The organism is Amycolatopsis sp. NPDC004368 (assembly GCF_053602515.1).
Genome location: NZ_JBSGDT010000002.1, coordinates 84,392 through 104,103, shown reverse-complemented (window position 1 = coordinate 104,103; position 19,712 = coordinate 84,392). Strand labels below are relative to the sequence as shown.

At 68.0% G+C, this 19,712-nt stretch carries 17 protein-coding genes and 1 tRNA gene; 14 read left to right on the top strand and 4 right to left on the bottom strand.

Features of this window, described 5'->3' with window-relative positions; genetic code table 11:
- The first annotated feature begins 86 nt into the window (after window positions 1-86).
- From ACWEOE_RS03985 to ACWEOE_RS03955, 7 genes are all read left to right on the top strand, one after another.
- Complete coding sequence (locus ACWEOE_RS03985) at window positions 87-1,709, top strand: peptide ABC transporter substrate-binding protein (RefSeq protein WP_452003609.1); 1,623 nt, start codon at window positions 87-89, stop codon at window positions 1,707-1,709.
- Window positions 1,710-1,805: 96 nt separating this feature from the next.
- Entirely contained in the window at window positions 1,806-2,732 is a 927-nt protein-coding gene (locus ACWEOE_RS03980) for an ABC transporter permease (protein WP_452003606.1), read from the top strand.
- Window positions 2,725-3,678, top strand: a complete 954-nt coding sequence (locus tag ACWEOE_RS03975) for an ABC transporter permease (protein ID WP_452003604.1) — start codon at window positions 2,725-2,727, stop codon at window positions 3,676-3,678. Before ACWEOE_RS03980 ends, ACWEOE_RS03975 begins: the two co-directional genes overlap by 8 nt.
- Before the next feature lie 6 nt (window positions 3,679-3,684).
- Complete coding sequence (locus ACWEOE_RS03970) at window positions 3,685-4,686, top strand: ABC transporter ATP-binding protein (protein WP_452003602.1); 1,002 nt, start codon at window positions 3,685-3,687, stop codon at window positions 4,684-4,686.
- On the top strand, window positions 4,679-5,677 hold the full coding sequence (locus ACWEOE_RS03965) for an ABC transporter ATP-binding protein (RefSeq protein WP_452003600.1): 999 nt from the start codon (window positions 4,679-4,681) through the stop codon (window positions 5,675-5,677). The genes ACWEOE_RS03970 and ACWEOE_RS03965 overlap by 8 nt, the downstream gene beginning before the upstream one ends.
- A gap of 190 nt (window positions 5,678-5,867) precedes the next feature.
- Window positions 5,868-7,562, top strand: coding sequence for a S8 family serine peptidase (locus tag ACWEOE_RS03960; protein ID WP_452003597.1), 1,695 nt, complete (start codon window positions 5,868-5,870; stop codon window positions 7,560-7,562).
- A 306-nt stretch (window positions 7,563-7,868) separates the two neighbouring features.
- Window positions 7,869-8,732 (top strand): LLM class flavin-dependent oxidoreductase, encoded by an 864-nt coding sequence (locus ACWEOE_RS03955; RefSeq protein WP_452003596.1) that lies wholly within the window; start codon window positions 7,869-7,871, stop codon window positions 8,730-8,732.
- An 18-nt stretch (window positions 8,733-8,750) separates the two neighbouring features.
- Here the strand turns inward: ACWEOE_RS03955 and ACWEOE_RS03950 are convergent, their stop codons facing one another.
- Window positions 8,751-10,226: a S10 family peptidase gene (locus tag ACWEOE_RS03950; RefSeq protein ID WP_452003594.1), complete on the bottom strand. Its 1,476-nt coding sequence runs from the start codon at window positions 10,224-10,226 to the stop codon at window positions 8,751-8,753.
- A gap of 19 nt (window positions 10,227-10,245) precedes the next feature.
- On the opposite strand from ACWEOE_RS03950, the gene ACWEOE_RS03945 reads away from it, so the two are divergent.
- From ACWEOE_RS03945 to ACWEOE_RS03930, 4 genes are all read left to right on the top strand, one after another.
- Complete coding sequence (locus ACWEOE_RS03945) at window positions 10,246-10,443, top strand: hypothetical protein (RefSeq protein WP_452003592.1); 198 nt, start codon at window positions 10,246-10,248, stop codon at window positions 10,441-10,443.
- Window positions 10,443-11,129 (top strand): uracil-DNA glycosylase, encoded by a 687-nt coding sequence (locus tag ACWEOE_RS03940; protein ID WP_452003589.1) that lies wholly within the window; start codon window positions 10,443-10,445, stop codon window positions 11,127-11,129. Before ACWEOE_RS03945 ends, ACWEOE_RS03940 begins: the two co-directional genes overlap by 1 nt.
- Window positions 11,130-11,213: 84 nt before the next feature.
- Window positions 11,214-12,539, top strand: a complete 1,326-nt coding sequence (locus tag ACWEOE_RS03935) for an NAD(P)/FAD-dependent oxidoreductase (protein WP_452003586.1) — start codon at window positions 11,214-11,216, stop codon at window positions 12,537-12,539.
- Between the two features lie 196 nt (window positions 12,540-12,735).
- Window positions 12,736-12,809: transfer RNA gene (locus ACWEOE_RS03930), tRNA-Leu, on the top strand.
- 331 nt (window positions 12,810-13,140) lie between these two features.
- Here the strand turns inward: ACWEOE_RS03930 and ACWEOE_RS03925 are convergent.
- Together ACWEOE_RS03925 and ACWEOE_RS03920 are read right to left on the bottom strand one after the other, a co-directional pair.
- Window positions 13,141-13,491: a UBP-type zinc finger domain-containing protein gene (locus ACWEOE_RS03925; protein ID WP_452003584.1), complete on the bottom strand. Its 351-nt coding sequence runs from the start codon at window positions 13,489-13,491 to the stop codon at window positions 13,141-13,143.
- A gap of 26 nt (window positions 13,492-13,517) precedes the next feature.
- Entirely contained in the window at window positions 13,518-14,348 is an 831-nt protein-coding gene (locus tag ACWEOE_RS03920) for an alpha/beta fold hydrolase (protein ID WP_452003581.1), read from the bottom strand.
- A 292-nt stretch (window positions 14,349-14,640) separates the two neighbouring features.
- Between ACWEOE_RS03920 and ACWEOE_RS03915 the strand changes: the two genes are divergently transcribed.
- The gene (locus ACWEOE_RS03915; RefSeq protein WP_452003580.1) at window positions 14,641-15,540 is read left to right on the top strand and encodes a cupin domain-containing protein; all 900 of its coding nucleotides are present in this window, start codon (window positions 14,641-14,643) and stop codon (window positions 15,538-15,540) included.
- A 145-nt stretch (window positions 15,541-15,685) separates the two neighbouring features.
- Window positions 15,686-16,579 carry an AraC family transcriptional regulator gene (locus ACWEOE_RS03910; protein ID WP_452003578.1) on the top strand — a complete coding sequence of 298 codons (894 nt, stop codon included), beginning with the start codon at window positions 15,686-15,688 and terminating at the stop codon, window positions 16,577-16,579.
- Between the two features lie 145 nt (window positions 16,580-16,724).
- Here ACWEOE_RS03910 and ACWEOE_RS03905 read toward each other — a convergent pair whose 3' ends face one another.
- The gene (locus ACWEOE_RS03905) at window positions 16,725-17,135 is read right to left on the bottom strand and encodes a histone-like nucleoid-structuring protein Lsr2 (protein WP_452003576.1); all 411 of its coding nucleotides are present in this window, start codon (window positions 17,133-17,135) and stop codon (window positions 16,725-16,727) included.
- 636 nt (window positions 17,136-17,771) lie between these two features.
- Here ACWEOE_RS03905 and ACWEOE_RS03900 point away from each other — a divergent pair.
- A complete protein-coding gene (locus ACWEOE_RS03900; protein WP_452003573.1) occupies window positions 17,772-19,694 on the top strand; it encodes a LamG-like jellyroll fold domain-containing protein in 1,923 nt (640 codons plus the stop codon).
- The last annotated feature ends 18 nt before the right edge of the window (window positions 19,695-19,712 follow it).

The following is a 19,712-nucleotide window of genomic DNA, read 5'->3' as shown; positions in this document are numbered from 1 at the left end:
ATTTGCAACCGAGTGATCTGGTTACAAACCGCCAATAGCCCGATAACCTCCATCTCACTTTTCGGAACATGAGATGGAGGGGAAACATGCGGCGTTCACGCAGGCTCTGGGGAGCCGCCGCGGTGGTGACAACCTTGTCATTGGTCCTGGCCGCGTGTGGTGGTGGCTCCAGCAGTAGCGGGTCGTCCGGTGAGGTGGATCCCAACGGGACCTTCACCGTCTACGGCACCGAGCCGCAGAACACGCTGATCCCCACGAACACCAACGAGCTGGGTGGCTCGAAGGCCGTCGACGCGATGTTCGCGGAGCTGGTGGCGTTCAAGGGTGACAACGCGCAGCCCTACAACCAGATGGCCGAGTCGATCACCACGACCGACTCGAAGGTCTTCGACATCAAGATCAAGCAGGGCTGGAAGTTCCACGACGGCACCGAGGTCAAGGCGAAGAACTTCGTCGACGCCTGGAACTACGGCGCCTACTCGCCCAACGGCCAGATCAACAGCACGTTCTTCGAGAACATCCAGGGTTACGACGACGTGCACCCGGCCGACGAGAACGCCAAGCCGACCACGGACAAGATGTCCGGCCTGGTCGTCAAGGGCGACTACGAGTTCACCGCGACGCTGAAGGCGCCGTTCTCGGTCTTCTCGACCAAGATCGGCTACACGGCCTTCGCGCCGCTGCCCGACGTGTTCTTCAAAGACCCCAAGGCCTTCGCGGCGCACCCCATCGGCAACGGCCCGATGAAGTTCGTGAGCCGCACGCCCAACGTCGACATCAAGCTCACGCGCAACGACGACTACAAGGGCCAGGACAAGGTCAAGTTCAAGGACCTGGACATCAAGATCTACGCGAGCCAGGAAACCGCGTACCAGGACCTGCTGAGCAACAAGCTCGACTTCATCGAGACCCTGCCGCCGAGTGCCCTGGCCGGCGGCAAGTACAAGACCGACCTCAAGGACAACCTGGTCACCGGTCACCTGCTCGGCATCAGCACCATCGCGATCCCGTACTACGTGCAGGGTTACGACAACCTCAACCTGCGCAAGGCCATCTCCATGGCGATCGACCGCGCGCAGATCACCAAGACCGTCATGAACGACACCTACGTGCCGGCCGACGGTTACGTCTCGCAGGGCATCGAGGGCTACCGCCCCGGCGTGTGCCAGTTCTGCAAGTTCGACCCGGCCGCGGCCAAGGCGGCGTTCGCGGCCTCGGGCTTCAAGGGCAAGCTCACCATCGCCTCCAACGCCGACGGTGGCCGCAAGGAGCCGCTGGTGGCCGCGTGCAACAGCATCAAGAACGTGCTCGGCGTCGAGTGCGACTTCGTGCCGGCCACGGACTTCGGCCAGTGGCGCAGCATCGTGACCGGCCACAAGCTCACCGGCATGGGCCGCAGCGACTGGTCCGCGGACTACCCGTCGATCGAGGACTTCCTGAACCCGATCTACCGCACGGGTGCTTCGTCCAACGACTCGGTGTACACCAACCCGGCCGTCGACCAGCTCCTCGAGCAGGCCGACTCCACGCCGGACAAGGACGCCGCGATCAAGATCTACCAGCAGGCCGAGGACGCCATCGCCAAGGACCTGCCCTCGATCCCGGTGTGGGACGAGAAGGGTGTTGCCGCGAAGTCCAAGCACACCAAGGCCGTGACGCTCGACTTCCGCCGCCGCGCCGACTACTCGTCGGTCGAGGTCACCAAGTGACGCGCTGAAAACCACGTCCCACCACCACGGCAGCCGCGGACCGTCCCGCGAGGACGGTCCGCGGCGCGCCCGGCGCGCACTCCTAGGAACTGACGCATGATTCGCTACGTCCTGCGACGCCTGCTCCAGCTGATCCCGGTGTTCTTCGGAACGACCTTCCTGATCTACACGCTGGTGTGGGCCGTCCCGGGTGATCCCTTCTCCGGCAAATGCGGTCAGACGGCCTGCCCCCAGGCTTACGTCGACCTGATGACCGAGAAGTTCCACCTGAACGACAACCTGATCGTCCAGTACTTCAAGTACCTCGGCAGCCTGTTCACCGGCGACTGGGGCGAGACCTTCAACGGCACCTCCGTCGGCGAGCTCATCGCCAACTCCTACCCGATCACGCTGCGCCTGGCGCTCGTCGCGGTGCTCATCGAGGCCGTGATCGGCCTGACCGCGGGCGTGCTGACCGGCTTGCGCGGCAAGGGTTTCCTCGACAACCTGGTGCTGGTCTCGACCACGTTCCTGATTTCGCTCCCGGTGTTCGTCACGGCGATCGTGCTGCAGCTCGTGCTCGGCACGGAGCTCGGCATCATCGACACGAGCGTGTCGGACGACCCGGGCTTCGGTGAGCTGATCGTGCCCGGCATCGCGCTGGGCAGCCTCTCGATGGCGTACGTCGCCCGGCTCACGAGAACGTCGATCGCGGAGAACCGCCACGCCGACTACATCCGCACGGCCATCGCGAAGGGCCAGCCCAACAGCCGCGTGGTCGGCGTGCACCTGCTGCGCAACTCGGTGATCCCGGTGCTGACGTTCCTCGGCACCGACCTCGGCGCCCTGATGGGCGGCGCGATCGTGACCGAGGGCGTGTTCAACATCAACGGCCTGGGCGGGCTCATCTTCCGCGGCATCCAGAACCGCGAGAGCGCCACCGTGGTGGGCGTCGTGGTGCTGCTCGTGCTGGTGTACCTGCTGATGAGCTTGATCGTGGACCTGCTCTACGCCGTTCTCGACCCGAGGATCCGTTATGACTGACCCGAACCTCGTCGGAGGCGGGGCCGTCGACGCGGCGGAGCTCTCGCGCATCGACGATTCCGCGACCGAGACGAAAAAGCCCCGCAGCCTGTGGGGTGACGCCTGGCGCCAGCTGCGCCGCAAGCCGGTGTTCGTGATCTCCGCGGTGATCATCCTGCTGGTCGTGCTCATCGCGCTGTTCCCCAGCGTGTTCTCCCACCGCGAAGCCGGGTTCAGCGACCTGACGAAGGCCAACCAGCCGCCGTCGTCCGAAGCCTGGTTCGGCTACGACAACCAGGGTTACGACGTCTACGCCCGCACGATCTACGGCACCCGCGCGTCGCTGCTGGTCGGGGTGTTCGCCACGATCCTCACGGTGGTGTTCGGCTCGCTCGTCGGCATCGTCGCCGGCTACTACGGCCGCCTGATCGACAGCGTGCTTTCGCGCCTGGGCGACATCTTCGCCGGCCTGCCGTTCGTGCTCGGCGCGATCGTCATCCTCACCACGTTCAACGCGCCCGGCTCGAACCCGGGGCAGGTGACGATCATCGTGCAGGTGGTCTGTTCCATCGCGGTGCTGACCTGGCCGGTGGCCATGCGCATCATGCGTTCGGCGACGCTCGTGGCCAAGCAGCTCGACTACGTGAAGGCCGCCCGCGCGCTCGGCGCCAGCACGCCGCGCATCGTGTTCCGGCACCTGCTGCCCAACACACTCGCGCCAGTGCTGGTCTACGCCACCATCGCGCTCGGCGCGGCCATCGGCGCGGAGGCGACGCTCGCCTACCTCGGCATCGGCGTGCGCCCGCCCGTGATCTCGTGGGGTGTGATGATCAGCGACTCCCGCGACTACTTCCGGGCCGACCCGCACATGCTCCTGTTCCCCGGTGCGTTCGTCACCCTCACCGTGCTCGCGTTCGTGATGCTCGGTGACGGGATCCGCGACGCGCTCGACCCGAAGTCGAGGTAGCGGCCGATGACCGATACACAGAACGAACTGCTGCTCGAGGTCGAAGACCTGCGCGTGGAGTTCCGCACGGCCGACGGCGTGGCCAACGTGCTCAACGGCGTGAGCTACTCCGTGCACGCCGGGGAAACCCTTGCGGTGCTGGGCGAATCGGGCTCGGGCAAGAGCGTGACCGCGCAGACCATCATGGGCATCCTCGACATGCCGCCCGGCGTGATCACCGGCGGCTCGATCCGCTACCGCGGCGAGGATCTGCTCACGGCCACGCCCGAGCGGCGCCGCGAGCTGCGGGGCACCGAGATCGCGATGATCTTCCAGGACGCCCTCTCGGCCCTCAACCCCGTGTTCACCGTGGGGTTCCAGATCGCCGAGCAGCTGCGGGTCCGCCAGGGACTGTCCAAGAAGGACGCCCACAAGCGCGCGGTCGAACTGCTGGACCTGGTGCGCATCCCGGCCGCCGCCCGGCGCGTGAAGGACTACCCGCACCAGTTCTCGGGCGGCATGCGCCAGCGCGCGATGATCGCGATGTCGCTGGCGCTCGATCCGGTGCTGCTGATCGCCGACGAGCCCACCACGGCGCTCGACGTGACCGTGCAGGCGCAGATCATGGACCTGCTGGGCGAGATCCAGCGCGAACGCCAGATGGGTCTCGTGCTCATCACGCACGACCTCGGTGTGGTGGCGGAGGTCGCCGACCGGATCGCCGTGATGTACGCGGGCCGGATCGTGGAGCAGGCCGACGTGCACGAGCTGTTCTCCTCGCCCGGGCACCCGTACACGGCGGCGCTGATGGACTCGTTGCCGCGCCTGGACCTCAAGGGACAGACGCTCGAGACCATCAAGGGCCTGCCGCCGAGCCTGCTCGACATCCCGCCGGGCTGCCCGTTCCACCCGCGGTGCAAGCGGGCGGAGCAGCGCTGTTCGGAGGAACGGCCGCCGTTGCACAGCCTCGGGTTCGGCCGGGTCAGTGCGTGTCACTTCGCCGATGAGGTGGTGGAAAGCCGTGCCTGAGCCGATTCTCAGCGTGCAGGAGCTCGTGAAGCACTTCCCGGTGCGCCAGGGTGTGTTGTTCAAGCGGACCGTGGGCCACGTCAAGGCGGTCGACGGCGTCTCGTTCGACCTCCAGCCGGGCGAGACGCTCGGTGTGGTGGGCGAATCGGGCTGCGGCAAGTCGACGCTCGCGCAGGTGCTGATGCGCCTGGAGGAGCCGACGGCCGGCACCGCGACGTTCGAGGGCCGCGACATCTTCAAGCTGCGCGGCGGCGAGCTGCGGCGGATGCGGCGCGAGATCCAGATCGTGCTGCAGGACCCGTACACGTCGCTGAACCCGCGCATGACGGTGGGCGACATCGTCGGCGAGCCGTTCGAGATCCACACCGAGGTCGCGCCGAAGGGCTCGCGCGCGAAGAAGGTGCAGGAGCTGCTGGAGGTGGTGGGGCTCAACCCCGAGCACATCAACCGCTACCCGCACCAGTTCTCGGGCGGGCAGCGCCAGCGCATCGGCATAGCGCGGGCGCTGGCGTTGCGGCCCAAGGTGATCATCTGCGACGAGCCGGTGTCCGCTTTGGACGTGTCGATCCAGGCGCAGGTGATGAACCTGCTCGGCGACCTGCAGACCGAGTTCGGCCTGTCGTACGTGTTCATCGCCCACGACCTGTCGGTGGTGCGGCACTTGTCCACGCGCGTGGCCGTGATGTACCTCGGCAAGATCGTGGAGATCGGGACCGAGGACGAGATCTACGAACGGCCCTCGCACCCGTACACGCAGGCGCTGCTCTCGGCCGTGCCGGTGGCGGACCCGGAGGTGCGCGGGCAGCGGCAGGTCATCCGGCTCGAGGGTGACGTGCCGAGCCCGCTCGATCCGCCGTCGGGCTGCCGGTTCCGCACGCGGTGCTGGAAGGCGCAGGACATCTGCGCCACGGAGGTGCCGCAGCTGCAGCCGCGCACCGACGGGCACCTCTCGGCGTGCCACTTCGCGGAGGCCAAGTCCGTGGTTCCCTGACCTTGCCACTCCGGCCAAAAGTGGCCCAGCCCCTCGCGGCACGTAACCGTTGCTGCGAAGTCATTCGGCCGTGACTGTGGTCGGATTGGCAACGACTAGCACTTTAGTCGGGTTTCTCCTCCCGGCGATTGCTGCAACGTGTGTCCGGTATGTACGTTGCACTGTCGGTTTTCGCTCTGGAGGAGGACCAGTGAAGAGACCCAGACTGCTTTTCGCCGTTTTGGCGGTACCCCTGCTCGGCGCGGCGTTCTCCGTTCCGGTCGCGTCGGCGGGGGTGTCCGGCCCGGTGGCGGAGTTCACCGTGCTGGCGCGTTCGGACGTCGGCGCCGCGGCCGACGCGGTGCGTGCGGCCGGGGGAACGGTCGTCGCCACGAACACCGCCGTCGGGCTGATCACGGCCACGGCGCCGGCTTCGGGTTTCGTCTCGCGGGTTTCCGCCAGTGGCGCGGTGTTCGGGGCCGCTCGGGCGAAGTCGATCGGGTCGGCGCCGCGGGGTGGCAAGAAGGTGAAGCCGAACGTGGTCGAGAAGGAGGGCCGTCGTGCTTCTGCTGCTCCGCATCGCGGGGTTGGTACGGACCCGCTCGACGACCAGCTGTGGGGCTTGAAGTCGACGCGTTCGGATCTCGCGCGTTCCGTGCAGCCCGGGGACAAGCGGGTGAAGGTCGGCATCATCGACACCGGCGTCGACGCGAGCCACCCGGACATCGCGCCGAACTTCGACCGGGCCGACTCGCGGAACTTCACGCGCGACATCGTGGCGGACGTGAACGGCACCGTGGTGGACGGCCCGTGCGAATACCGCGGCTGCGTTGACCCGGTGGACCACGACGACAACGGCCACGGCACCCACGTCGCCGGCACGATCGGCGCGGCGGCCAACGGGTTCGGCGTCTCCGGTGTCGCGCCCGGTGTCTCGCTGGTGAACATCCGCGCCGGCCAGGACTCGGGCTTCTTCTTCCTGCAGCCGACCGTCGACGCGCTGACGTATGCCGGCGACGCGGGCATCGACGTCGTGAACATGAGCTTCTACACGGATCCCTGGCTCTACAACTGCCGTGCCAACCCGGCTGACTCCGCCGAGGAGCAGGCCGAGCAGCGCACCGTCATCGAGGCGACGACGCGGGCGTTGAACTACGCGCACCGCAAGGGCGTGACGATGGTCGTCGCGCTCGGCAATGAGCACACCGACCTCGGGGCGCCGCTGCCCGACGCCACCAGCCCGGACTACCCGAGCGCGGCGGCGCACCCGCGCCAGATCGACAACGCGTCCTGCCTGACGATGCCGACGGAGGGCCCGCACACGATCGGGGTCGGTGCTTTCGGTCCGTCGCAGGCGAAGGCGGACTACTCCAACTACGGCACCGAGCAGATCTCGGTCTCGGCACCGGGCGGGTACTACCGCGACGGCTTCGGCACGCCGTGGTTCCAGACGGTGGAGAACGAGATCCTTTCGGCGTACCCGCGGAACGTGGGTGTGGCCGAGGGCAACATCGACGCGGCCGGGAACGTGACTCCGGCCGGGGTCGGGCTGGGCGTGCAGAAAGCTGTCGCGCCGGACGGCCGGGTCGGGTACTACCAGTGGCTGCAGGGGACCTCGATGGCCACGCCGCACGCGACCGGTGTGGCGGCGTTGATCGTGTCGGAGTACGGGAAGAAGTCGGGGTCCGGTTTTGGTCTCGACCCGGACGCCGTGCAGCGGGTGATCGAAGGGACGGCTTCGCCGATCGCGTGCCCGGTGCCGCGGACGGTGGATTACCTGGACGAGGGCCGGGATGCTTCGTTCACAGCCACTTGCCAGGGGAATGCGGCGTTCAACGGGTTTTACGGGCACGGGGCTGTGGATGCGTATGCGGCTGTCACGCAGGGGAAGCAATTTCTGAAGTAGTTGTTGGCTTCTGATGTAGTCGTTGGCCTCGCGGGGCGAGTCGCGTTGGGCTAGCCCCCCCGAAGCTCGATTGTGCTAACGGCCGCCGACCCCTTGCCAAGGCGGGAAAGAGGACCTTGACAAGGGGTCGGCGGCCGTAGGGAGGCTTCGGATCGGGGGGCAGGGAGGGGTTTGGGTCCTGGTCCGGTCGGGTCCTTGGCCGGCGGTTTTCGTGCGGTCGGCCGGCGGTTTCCGCGGGGTGGTTCGTTGCGGTAGCCGTGGTGTGGCTGCGCTGCGGGGGTTGGTGGGTGGCTGCACACTGGCGGCATGCGTATCGGCATCGGTATTCCCAACACGATTCCTGGCACTGATGCTCGGGTGCTGCTCGAGTGGGCGCGTCGCGCTGAGGAGCGCGGGTTCGCGTTCGTCTCCACGATCGGCCGCGTTGCGTACCCGTCGTGGGATTCGTTGACCGCGCTCGCCGGCGTGGCGGGAGCGACCGACGAGATCGGGTTGCTGACCAACGCGGTGCTGGGCCCGACCTACCCGGATGCGGTGCTGGCGAAGGTGGCCGGAACCGTGGCCGCGCTCTCGGGCGGGCGGTTGACCCTCGGGCTCGGCGTTGGCGCGCGGGAGTCCGACTACCTGCCGGTGGGCCTGGACTTCGCCGGCCGGGGCGCCGCATTCGATCGGCAGCTGAGCTACCTGAGGCGGGCGTGGCAGGGTGAACCGGTGGAGGCCGGTGACTTCGAGGGCGAGCAGCGGCCGGTGGTCGGTGACCTCCCCGGCATCCCGCTCCTGATCGGTGGCCACAGCAAACGCGCTGTTCGCCGGACCGTCGAGCACGCCGCCGGCTGGACGGGCGCGGGCGGTGGCCCGGCGCGCGCCGAGCCGACCGTGAAGGAGATCCGGGAGGCCTGGACCCAGGCCGGCCGCACCGGCGAGCCGCGGTTGCTGGGCCTGGCCTACTTCTCCACCACCGCCGCCGACCTCGGCGACGCCTACCTGCGCTCCTACTACGCCTACGCGGGCTCCCACGCCACCACCATCGCCGAGGGCGCCGTCCGCACGCCGGACCGCATCAAGGCCATCGTGCGGGAGTTCGAGTCGGCGGGTCTGAACGAACTGACCTTCACCCCGACCGTCGCGGAGGTGGACGAGGTCGACCGGTTGGCCGACCTCGTCCTTTGAGCCGGAAGCCCGCGACGACTACCGGTTCGAAGCCTCCTTCACGAACTTGCCCAGGTCCTTCGACTGCTGGACCCGCGTCGGTTCGTGCACGTACATCATGTGCCCCGCCGGGTAGTACGCCGTGTCGATGTTCTCGCGCAGTTCGTCCGGGATCTGGAGGTGCGCGAGGACGTGCTCGGACGCGAAGTAGGCCGTGGCGCCGTCGTAGTGGCCGAAGGCGACGTGGACCTTGAGGTGCGGGTTGGCGCGCATCGCGGCGCTCACGGAGTCCACGACGGACACGAAGCGGCCCTCGAAGTCCTTGTAGGACCAGGCCTTGAACACCTCGCCGGACAGGATTTCGTACGGCAGGTCGTTCTGGTAGCCGAGCTCGGCGCGGACGTAGTGGTTGAAGCCGGCCGCGTAGGCGCCGATGATGCGGGAGATGGAGGCGTCGTCGCTCATGTGTTCGCGGCCGCCGTCGACCTCCCAGGTGGTGAAGCGGCCGTCCATGCGGCCGACGACGAGGCCGCGGTCGCGCAGGAGCTCCGTGAAGAAGCGGACGTGTTCGATGCGGAGGTTGACCCGGTCCACATACGATTCCGACAGGCCCGTCAGGGAAGCCAGGGTGGCCACGGCCTCGGTGCGGTCCTGAGTGGACAGACGGGCGCCGCGGGCGAGGGCCCAGGGCAGCTCCTTCGAGGCGAAGTCCTCGGCGTCGGCCAGCACGTCGTCGAGGGGGCGGTCGCCGTGGAAGCCGTGGTAGTGGGCGATGGCGGCGTAGGTGGGCACGAACAGCGAGTACGGCAGGTCGTTGCCCTCGTGGAAGCGCAGCGTGCCCATGTCGAGCACTGACGAGATCAGCAGCAGGCCGTTGAGGTACAGGCCGTAGCGGTCCTGCAGGTGCCCGGCCAGCGCGGCGGCGCGCAGCGTGCCGTACGACTCGCCGGCGAGGAACTTCGGCGACAGCCAGCGCTCGTTGCGCGAGATCCACAGCCGGATGATCTCGGCGACCGAATCGAGGTCGCCCTGGAAACCCGTGTAGTCCTTCGACTCGCCGCCGTCGGTCACCCGCGAGTAGCCCGTGGACACGGGGTCGATGAACACCAGGTCGCTGTGCTGCAGCAGGGACTCGGTGTTGTCCTCGAGGCCGTACGGCGGTGCGACCAGGTCGTCGACGTCACCCGAGAGCACCCGCCGCGGGCCGAGCAGGCCCATGTGCAGCCAGATGCTCGACGAGCCGGGGCCGCCGTTGAACGCGAAGGTGACGGGGCGCGAGCCCGGCTCGGCGTCGTCGAGGGTGTAGGCGGTGAGGAACACCTCGGCCTTGGGTTTGTGGCCCTCCGACTTGCCGTCCTTGACCACTTCCTGGCGCAGCACGACACGCCCGGCCTGCGCGGTGTAGGCGAGTTTGCGCCGTTTGACCGTGAGGGTGTGGTGGGTGGTGACCAGGTCGTCGACGGGCTCGGGCGGCGTGGCCGGCTTCTCGGGCGTCTCTTCGGTGGTGTCGGACATGATCCCAACCTAGCCAACCGTGCTGTGGGAAGCTGGCGGTATGCGCCGGGCCGTCACGATTCCGGAGGTGATCGAGGTCCAGCACCGGCCCCGCGGCCGCGTGGACCCCACCGACGCGTGCCCGAACCCCGCGACGGCGCATGTCGAGCGCCACCGGCTGACCGAGACCACGCGCGCGGCCGATCACCTGTGCCGCACGGCTTTGGCCGGCACCTGATGGCCACCCTCGCCGAGCTCGACGACGCCGTCACGCACTGCCGCGCTTGCCCGCGGCTGGTGGCCTGGCGGGAGAGCGTGGCGATCACCAAGCGAGCCGCGTACGCGCACGAGGACTACTGGGCCAAGCCCGTGCCCGGGTTCGGGCCGTCGGACGCCAAGCTCGCCGTGGTCGGGCTCGCGCCCTCGGCGCACGGCGGCAACCGCACCGGGCGGATGTTCACCGGCGACCCGTCGGGCGATTTCCTGTTCCGCGTGCTGCACGAGGTGGGGCTGGCGTCGCAGCCGACGTCCACCCGGCGCGGCGACGGTCTGACCCTGCGGGGCACGCGGCTCGTCTCGCCCGTGCGCTGCGCGCCGCCGGAGAACAAGCCGACGCCGGCCGAGCGGGACACCTGCCGTCACTGGCTGGCCGACGAACTGCGGCTGCTCGCGCCGACGTTGGAGGCCGTGGTGGTGCTCGGCGCGTTCGGCTGGCAGGCGCTGCTGCCGGTGCTGGCCGACGCGGGCCTGCCGGTGCCCCGGCCGCGGCCCGCGTTCGCGCACGGGGCCGTGGTGGGGCTCGGTGACCTACAGCTCTACGGCTGCTACCACGTGTCACCGCGTAACGTCCAGACTGGCCGGGTGACTCACGCGATGGTGTGCGAAATCATGGCGGCGGCGGCCTCGGCCGCGGGCCTCTTCTGAATCGTTACCGCCTGCATGGCGACGCTGGTCACAGCGGGGTGGGGTACCCGAGCGATACGGCTGAACAGGTGCGACTATGGAGGCATGGCTGCTAAGTCGGAACCGACTCGGATCCTGATCCTCGGTGGTGGATACGTCGGCCTGTACACGGCGTACGGGCTCCAGAAGATGCTGCGCGCCAACGAGGCCTCCGTGACCGTCGTTGACCCCCAGCCGCACATGACCTACGCGCCGTTCCTGCCCGAGGCGGCGGCCGGCGCGATCGAACCCCGTCACGTGGTGGTGCCGCTGCGCCGCGTGCTCAAGCGCTGCCACGTGCTCACCGCGCGCGTGACGAAGATCGAGAACGACCGCAAGGCCGTCACGGTCGAGGCCGCCGACGGCCACATCGAGACGCTGAACTACGACGTGCTCGTGGTCGCGCTCGGCGCCGTCGCGCGCATCCTGCCGATCCCTGGCCTGGCGGAGCAGGGCATCGCCTTCAAGACCATCGGCGAGGCCATCTACCTGCGCAACCACATCATGACCAAGCTCGACGAGGCGGCCAGCACACTCGACCCCGAGCTGCGCAAGCGCCTGCTCACCTTCACGGTGGTCGGCGGCGGCTTCGCCGGCATCGAGGCGCTGGCCGAGCTCGAGGACATGACCCGGTTCGCGGTGGAGAACTACTACCCGAACATCAAGCCGGCCGACATCCGCTGGGTGCTCGTCGAGGCGGCCGGGCGCATCCTGCCCGAGGTCCGCGAGACGCTCGGCGTGTACACCGTGCAGCAGCTGGAGAAGCGCGGCATCGAGGTGTACCTGTCCACGGCGGCGAAGTCGTTCGAAAACGGTCACGTCGTGCTCTCGGACGGCACCGAGTTCGACACCGACACGCTCATCTGGACCGCGGGCGTGAAGGCCAACCCGGTGCTCGCCGGCTCCGACCTGCCGCTCGACAAGCGCGGCCGCGTCGAGGCCACGGCCGCGATGCAGGTCGTGGGCCACCCCGAGGTGTGGACGGCCGGCGACAACGCCGCGATCCCCGACCTCTCGCGCACCGAGCAGGACCCGACGGCGACGTGCCCGCCCAACGCGCAGCACGCCGTGCGCCAGGCGACGCTGCTGTCGAAGAACATCATCAAGGTCCTGCGCGGCGGCCAGCCGAAGGACTACTTCCACAAGAACCTCGGTGCGGTGGCCAGCCTCGGCCTGCACAAGGGCGTCGCCGACGCGCTGAACCTGAAGATCAAGGGCTTCCCGGCCTGGCTCTTCCACCGCGCCTACCACCTCAAGGCGATGCCGACGTGGAACCGCAAGATCCGCATCCTGTTCGACTGGATGCTCGGCGGCCTGTTCCGGCGTGAGGTGATCTCGCTCGGGCAGATCAACAACCCGAAGGAAGAGTTCGCCCGGGTTTCGAAGGGCTGAGTTCTCCTTGCTGAAGCCGGGCCTCCCGTGGGGGGTCCGGCTTTCTCTGTCTCGACCCGGGCGGGAGCGGGCCCGGTGGTCCCGCGCAGGCAGGCCCTGGCTGTTCTGGGCGCGTCGGCCCGCGGCGAGATGTCGGCTGTGGCGGAACACACGCCGCGCGTCTGACGGGAGAGGGGCGTCCCGCTAAGGTGTTCGTGCCCCCGTAGCCCAATTGGCAGAGGCAGTCGACTTAAAATCGACCCAGTGCGGGTTCGAACCCCGTCGGGGGCACTGCTGTGGCACCCGCGAGCGCCACACCGCGTGGCCGATGACTGTCCGTCACGACGGGGTGGAGCCCGCGGTCGTCGCCCTGGCGGCGTTGCGCGGGTTCCCGGCCAACCGTCGCGGAAAAAGGATTTCCTTCGATTTGTCAATCTGCGCAACAATTCCTGGAGAGGGCGACGCTGTTCGCCGCAGTTGATTCTTCCGTGGCGTGCAACTGCCCCCGTTCGGGTTACTCGCCTTGCTGCCGTCGAGGAATGCGTTGGAATCTTGGATCCCTGCAACGCGAAGTGCCGCCTGGCCGTAAAACGGCCAGGCGGCACTTCGCGTTCCCAGTGGATCAGCGGTGCAGGTAGTTCTCCCAGTCGGCCGGCAGGCGGTCGGTCGGGAAGGGGGCGGGCTGGTCGACCGGCTTGCTGATGGGTGCGACCAGAGCGGGGCCGTCGGCGAACTTCTCCTGGGTGGCGTAGTTCCAGAACCACGTTTCGCCCGGTTCGAAGCTGCGGATGACGGGGTGCCCGGTCGCGACGTTGTGGGCCGTGGCGTGCTGGCTGGGCGAGGTGTCGCAGCAGCCGATGTGGCCGCACTCCGCGCAGCGGCGCAGGTGGTACCACCAGCCGGCGGGGCTGGCCGCGTTGCAGTCCACGCAACCGGTGCCGCTGGGTGCCACGTCGGGGTTGATACCGTCCACAGAGGACCTCCTTCGAGCGGGCCGGATCAGGAGCGGAAGAACTCGAGCAGGTCTGCGTTGATGGTGTCGGCGTGCGTGGTCGGCATGCCGTGGGGGAAGCCCGGGTAGATCTTGAGGGTGCCGTTCTTCAGCAGCTTGACCGAGAGCAGCGCGGCGTCCTCGTAGGGCACGACCTGGTCATCGTCGCCGTGCATGACCAGGACCGGCACGGTGATCTTCTTGAGCTGCTCGGTCTGGTCGGTCTGGGAGAAGGCCACGATGCCGTCGTAGCCGGCCTTCGCGCCGCCCATCATGCCCTGCAGCCACCACTTCTGGATGTTGGCCTCCGACGGCACGGCGCCGGGCCGGTTGTAGCCGTAGAACGGGCCGGACGCGACGGCGCGGTAGAACTCGGACCGGTTCGCGGCCAGCTGCTTCTGGAAGTCGTCGAACACGCTCTTGGGCAGGCCGCCCGGGTTGGACTCGGTCTTCACCATCAGCGGCGGGATCGCGGACATGATGGCGGCCTTGGCCACGCGGGACTCGCCGTGGTTGCCCAGGTAGGCGACGACCTCGCCGCCGCCGGTGGAGTGCCCGACGTGGATGGCCTCGCGCAGGTCGAGGTGCTCGGTGACCGCGGCCAGGTCGGCGGCGTAGTGGTCGAGGTCGTGGCCGTCGGAGACCTGGGCCGAGCGGCCGTGGCCACGGCGGTCGTGGGCGATCACGCGGTAGCCCTCGTTCAGGAAGAACAGCATCTGGGTGTCCCAGTCGTCCGACGAGAGCGGCCAGCCGTGGCTGAACACGATCGGCTGAGCGTCGCGGGGGCCCCAGTCCTTGAAGAAGATCTCGACGCCGTCGTTGGTCGTGATCATGGGCATGGGTGTGCTCTCCGTTCTTCGAAGCAGGGTTGGACCGTCCACAACGGACAGAAAGTGGGCGGGTGGCGGCGCCCGGAACGGGCAATGGTCACCAACGCGTCACCGGAATCCTTACCCTAATATAAATTGACTTCACCACCGGCCGAATGGCGCGACCCGTGCCCGGCTGTCACCAGCCGGGGCCGCCGATTCCCTGATCACCGATGAGCGAGGTGCTTGTACCGCTTGATGATTGCCTGGATCGCGGGAGAGAAATACCTATGATCGGATCACATTCTGTCGGAATCGGTTCATGGACGCAGTGAGCCGGCTGCTCCGGTTGGCGCACATCGAGGGCATTCCCGACCTTCGGTGTCTCACCGCCGGGCAGTTCACGATGAACCGCGTCGCGCCCGGCCCGGGCAAAGTGCCGTTCCACCTCGTGGTCGAGGGCCGCTGCACCGTCTCCACTCGCTTGTCGGCGGTCGAGCTCGGTCCGGGCGACCTGCTCGTGCTGCCGCACGGCGACGCGCACCGGGTGTGCGTGACGGCCGGCCCGCCGCGGCCGTTCACCGAGGAACCGGGGCCGGTGTTCACGACCCGGCGCAGCCTCGGCGCGGAGCCGGAGCTGGACCTCTACAGCGGCCACTACCAAACCGACTCGGCCATGGGCACGCTGCTGTTCCGCACGTTGCCCCCGTTGGTGCACGTCACGCTGGGGGTCTACGGCGCCGGGCTGGCCGACGTGCTGCGGGGCGGGGCCCGCTTCGACCGGCTCGGCGCGCGCTCGCTGCTGGGTTCCCTGTTCGGCGCGCTGCTCGACATCGCGCTGCGCAGCCGGCCCGAGCAGCGGCTCGACACGCCGGCGCTGTGGACGGCCGTGGGTGACGACACGCTCGGCAAGGTGATCGCCGGCATCGTCGAGCGGCCCGGTGAGCCGTGGACGATCGAGCGCATGGCGGCGGCAGCGTCGATGTCGCGCGCGACCTTTCTGCGCCGTTTCACCGCGCGCACCGGCACCACGGTCGCGTCGCTGCTCACGACGATCAGGATGATGGTGGCGGCCGATTTGCTCACCCGTTCGGATCACTCCGTGTCGCACATCGCGCGGCAGGTCGGGTACAACTCGGAATCGGCGTTCGCGCAGGCCTTCAGGGCCGCGGTCGGTACGCAGCCGAACCGGTTCCGGAAGGAGGTCGGGACGCGCCGGTGATGGGTGACCGGCGCCGTGACCGAAATGGTCGACGGCCGAAACCGTCGGCTATTTCGCCCGTTTTCTCTTCAGTAGCGAGCCACGATCGAGAAACGACGAGGTGCCCATGGACGACCGGCACACGACAGATCGGTCCCTGGACGGAGTGAGCCGCCTGATCCGGCTCGCGCAACTCGAGGGCACCATCGACGTGCGGTGCCTGATCGCCGGCAAGTTCAGCATGGAGCACGAGGCCACCGGACCGGACAAAGTGCCGTACTACCTCGTGCTCGACGGGCAGTGCACCGCGACCACGGGCACGACGGCCGTCGACCTCTCGCCCGGCGACATGCTCGTGTTCGCCCACGGCGACGCCCACCAGGTGAGCGTGACGACGGGCCGCAAACGCCGCTGGGTCGACGAGCCGGGGCCGACGTTCACGACCCGGCGGACCGTGGGCAACGTGAAGCCCGAACTCGACTTGTTCTGCGGCCACTACCACGTGGACTCGGCCGCGGGCGCGCTGCTGTTCCGCCTGCTGCCGCCGCTGGTGCACGTGAAGCTCGACTCGTCGGCGATCACGCTGGCCGACGTGCTGCGTGGCGAGGCCGGGTACGACGGCTCCGGCACCGGGGTGATCGTGTCTTCGCTGTGCGAAGCGCTGCTGGCGATGGCGCTGCGCAGCCGGCCCGAGCAGCGGCTCGACACGCCGGCACTGTGGACGGCCATGGGCGACGACGTGCTCGGCCACGTGCTGGCCGCCGTCATCGAGCGTCCGGGTGAGCCGTGGACGATCGAGCGCATGGCCGCGGCGGCGTCGATGTCACGGGCGACATTCCTGCGCCGCTTCAGCGCGCGAACGGGCACGACCGTGGCGACGCTGCTGACCACGATCCGGATGATGCTCGCGGCCGATCTGCTGACGAGTTCCGACCAGCCGGTGTCGCACATCGCGCGGCAGGTGGGTTACAGCTCGGAATCGGCGTTCGCGCAGACGTTTCGCGCGGCGGTGGGTGAGCCGCCGGCGCGGTTCCGGAAGAAGTCGGGCGGCCGGGACTGAGCGGTTTTCCACTGTGGATCGGCAAAGAACTGCGAACCGGCGAAAGTCGCGGATCGACCGCGCGCTGACCTGACGGGGCCGTTTGTTGACGATCGGGGTGCTCGTCGTCAACAAACGGCCACTGCGGTCAGCACTTCACAACGCGTTACTTCTTCGCAGCCGCGACTTTCTTGCGCGGTGCGCGCTTGCGAGCCGGCGACGCGGGCTTGGCCGCCTCGAGTTCGGCCTGCTCGTAGGCGCTCACGACGTCGGACGGGATGCGGCCGCGCTCGGATATCTGGTAGCCGTTTTCGTTGGCCCAGGCGCGGATCGCGCGCGAGCGCTCGCGGTCGGCCGGGGTGGCCGTGGTCGGCTGCCCCGCGGCGACGCGGACCTTGCGGCCACCGGTCTTGCGGCCCACGCCGATGTAGCGCGCGAGCTCTTCCCGCAGGGCAGCGGCGTTGTCGTCGGACAGGTCGATCTCGTAGCTGACACCGTCGAGTCCGAAGGGGACTGTCTGGGTGGCCGGGCTGCCGTCGATGTCGTCGAGCATTTCGACGAGAACCTTCTGGGCCATGAGTGCTCCTTGAAATTGGCGTGCAGGCTGACCTTGACCAGGCGCACGAATGCTGTGATCGATTGTGATCGTAGCATCGAATGACCGGGGAAATACGGGCACCGAAACTGTCCGGAAACCCTGGTGCGACGGAGAGGTTTGGAACTGCTCGATCACGGGTAGTGGACAGCTGGCGACTTCTCAGTGCGTGGGCACTCCGGTCGGCGAGGTCCGTCGGAGTGTGGCGGCGCCCCGGCGGACTCGTCGGCACGCGGTGAGTCGGCCGGCCGCCCGAACCGGGGCCGCGCGACTTGGTCGCCAGGTTTCGTGACTCGTTGTCTCGGCGCCACCGGATGTTCTTGCTTCGCAGCCTCCCCGATTAACTGTTTTTCCGAATGTGCAGCCGAGGTGCCGAGGGGCTTTCTTCGCGCCTGATCAAGATCAATTCACTGGAAATGTGTTGTGAAGATCAAGCGCTGCTGACACGATGTCGGAAAAGAATTTTCTGAACCGCGAACATGGCCGTGACCTGCGTCTCAAGGCCTTCAACGTAAAGGATTCGACGTGAGGTGGTCACCTGGAGTTCGCGTCCGATCAAGCACACCTGAATAGCGTCCGGGTCGCTCGGAATCCCCCGGAAACCTGAAGAGGCACATCATGCGCGAAAACCAGGCCGGCCCGAACCGGAGATCATTCCTGCGCAACGCGGGTTTGGCTGGTGTCGGGGCGACGGCACTGGGTGCACTCGGCGTGGCCCCGGCCATGGCCGACACCGCGAACACCGCCGGCAAGGCCAACGGCAAGTGGAGCCCGGACGGCGACAGCCTCCAGTTCACCGTCGCCATCATGCCGGACACCCAGTACCTCTACTGGGGCAGCCAGAACAGCTTGAACCCGGAGCCGCAGGAAGCGTCGTTCCGGTACGTGATCGAGAACAGCGGCACGCCGAACGACAACATCGTGTTCATGGCGCACCTCGGTGACGTGACGCAGGACGCCGACATCACGTCCTTCCAGGCCGTGGACAAGACGTTCAAGATCCTCGACAGGGCGAACGTCGCCTACAGCGTGCTCGCGGGCAACCACGACGTGTCCGGTGACGACACCCGCGGCAACACGCCCTACCTGCAGACGATGGGCCCGCAGCGCTTCGCGGGCAACAAGTCGTTCCTCAGCTCGGACAAGAGCGGCTACAACACCGCCCACACGTTCCACGCGGCCGGTCGCGACTGGCTGCTGCTGGCCATGGACTGGCGGACGTCGGCGGAGGGGTTCGCGTGGGCCAACAAGGTCATCAAGGCGCACCCGAAGATGCCGGTCATCCTGACCTGCCACGAGATCGTCGCGCCGACCTACGGTGACGAGGTGTACCCGTACGAGTCGGGCGACCCCGAGAACAACGCCGAGATCACCGGCTACGGCCAGACCGTGTGGGACCAGCTGATCAAGGACAACGACCAGATCTTCCTCACGCTCAACGGCCACTACTGGCCCTCGGGGCGCATCACGAAGAAGAACACGGTCGGCAACGACGTGCACCTGCACATCACGAACTACCAGAACCGGTACATGAGCGGTGGCGGCATGCTGCGCCTGTACCACTTCGACCTCGAGCGCAACACGATCGACGTCGAGACGATCTCGCCGTGGATCCTGGAGAAGGACCCGGCGAAGCGCAACCGCCTGGAAGTCATGGAGTCGCGGCTGACCACGGCCGTCGACCGGTTCTCCATGCCGTTCGACTTCGAGCAGCGCTTCTCCGGCTTCATCCCGGTGAAGACGCGTGCGGCTCGCGCGGCCAACAAGGTCCTGGTGCCCGGCACGATCGCGTACTGGCGCTTCGACAACAACCACGCCGCGCCCGGCAGCCCGGTCACCACGACCCAGAAGGTCAAGGACCTCTCCGGCAACGGCAACGACCTCACGCTGGCCTCGGTGCCCGGCACCGTGCCCGGCGCGCTGACCTGGTCGGAGGACCACCACCCCGACCAGCCGGCCCACGCGAGCCTGCGCTTCATCGGCGGCAAGAACCCGCTGCACGGCGCGTACCTCACCACGGGGGCGAAGGCGCCGCTGAACACCGAGCAGTTCAAGCACGGCTACACGATCGAGACGTTCGTGAAGATCCCGCGCGACTGGGACGGTGGCAACAACGGCAACATGCCGGTGCTGGTGCGCCGGGGTGCGGCCGGTGCCGCGGGCAAGTTCGGCAAGAACACCGACCCCAAGGAGCCGGTGGCCCAGCTCATGACCACGAACAACGGGCGCGAGCTGCAGTTCAACTGCTACCCGCTCAGCCAGACCTACCCGACCACCAACTGGAGCCACGGCATGCCCGAGGACCAGTGGTGGCACCTCGCGGTGGTCAACGACGGTCACCACACCAAGGCGTACATCGAAAGCTCGCCGGTGGCCGACAACCCCTCGACCGACTCGATCGGCATCACCTCGCTCGGCCTCGCCTGGATGCTCGGCGGCCACGAGTACGGCGGCGCGATCGACAACGTGTTCCACGGCTGGATCGGTGACGTCCGCATCGTCAACCGGGCGCTGAGCCTGAACGAGTTCCTGACGAAGTGATCAAGGACAGCGGGCGGT

Coding starts and splice junctions, on each gene's coding strand:
- ACWEOE_RS03900 (WP_452003573.1), top strand. CDS start 17,772: ATGCGCGAAAACCAGGCCGGCCCGAACCGGAGATCATTCCTGCGCAAC.
- ACWEOE_RS03970 (WP_452003602.1), top strand. CDS start 3,685: ATGACCGATACACAGAACGAACTGCTGCTCGAGGTCGAAGACCTGCGC.
- ACWEOE_RS03975 (WP_452003604.1), top strand. CDS start 2,725: ATGACTGACCCGAACCTCGTCGGAGGCGGGGCCGTCGACGCGGCGGAG.
- ACWEOE_RS03955 (WP_452003596.1), top strand. CDS start 7,869: ATGCGTATCGGCATCGGTATTCCCAACACGATTCCTGGCACTGATGCT.
- ACWEOE_RS03985 (WP_452003609.1), top strand. CDS start 87: ATGCGGCGTTCACGCAGGCTCTGGGGAGCCGCCGCGGTGGTGACAACC.
- ACWEOE_RS03920 (WP_452003581.1), bottom strand. CDS start 14,348: ATGCCCATGATCACGACCAACGACGGCGTCGAGATCTTCTTCAAGGAC.
- ACWEOE_RS03980 (WP_452003606.1), top strand. CDS start 1,806: ATGATTCGCTACGTCCTGCGACGCCTGCTCCAGCTGATCCCGGTGTTC.
- ACWEOE_RS03940 (WP_452003589.1), top strand. CDS start 10,443: ATGGCCACCCTCGCCGAGCTCGACGACGCCGTCACGCACTGCCGCGCT.
- ACWEOE_RS03950 (WP_452003594.1), bottom strand. CDS start 10,226: ATGTCCGACACCACCGAAGAGACGCCCGAGAAGCCGGCCACGCCGCCC.
- ACWEOE_RS03905 (WP_452003576.1), bottom strand. CDS start 17,135: ATGGCCCAGAAGGTTCTCGTCGAAATGCTCGACGACATCGACGGCAGC.
- ACWEOE_RS03935 (WP_452003586.1), top strand. CDS start 11,214: ATGGCTGCTAAGTCGGAACCGACTCGGATCCTGATCCTCGGTGGTGGA.
- ACWEOE_RS03915 (WP_452003580.1), top strand. CDS start 14,641: ATGGACGCAGTGAGCCGGCTGCTCCGGTTGGCGCACATCGAGGGCATT.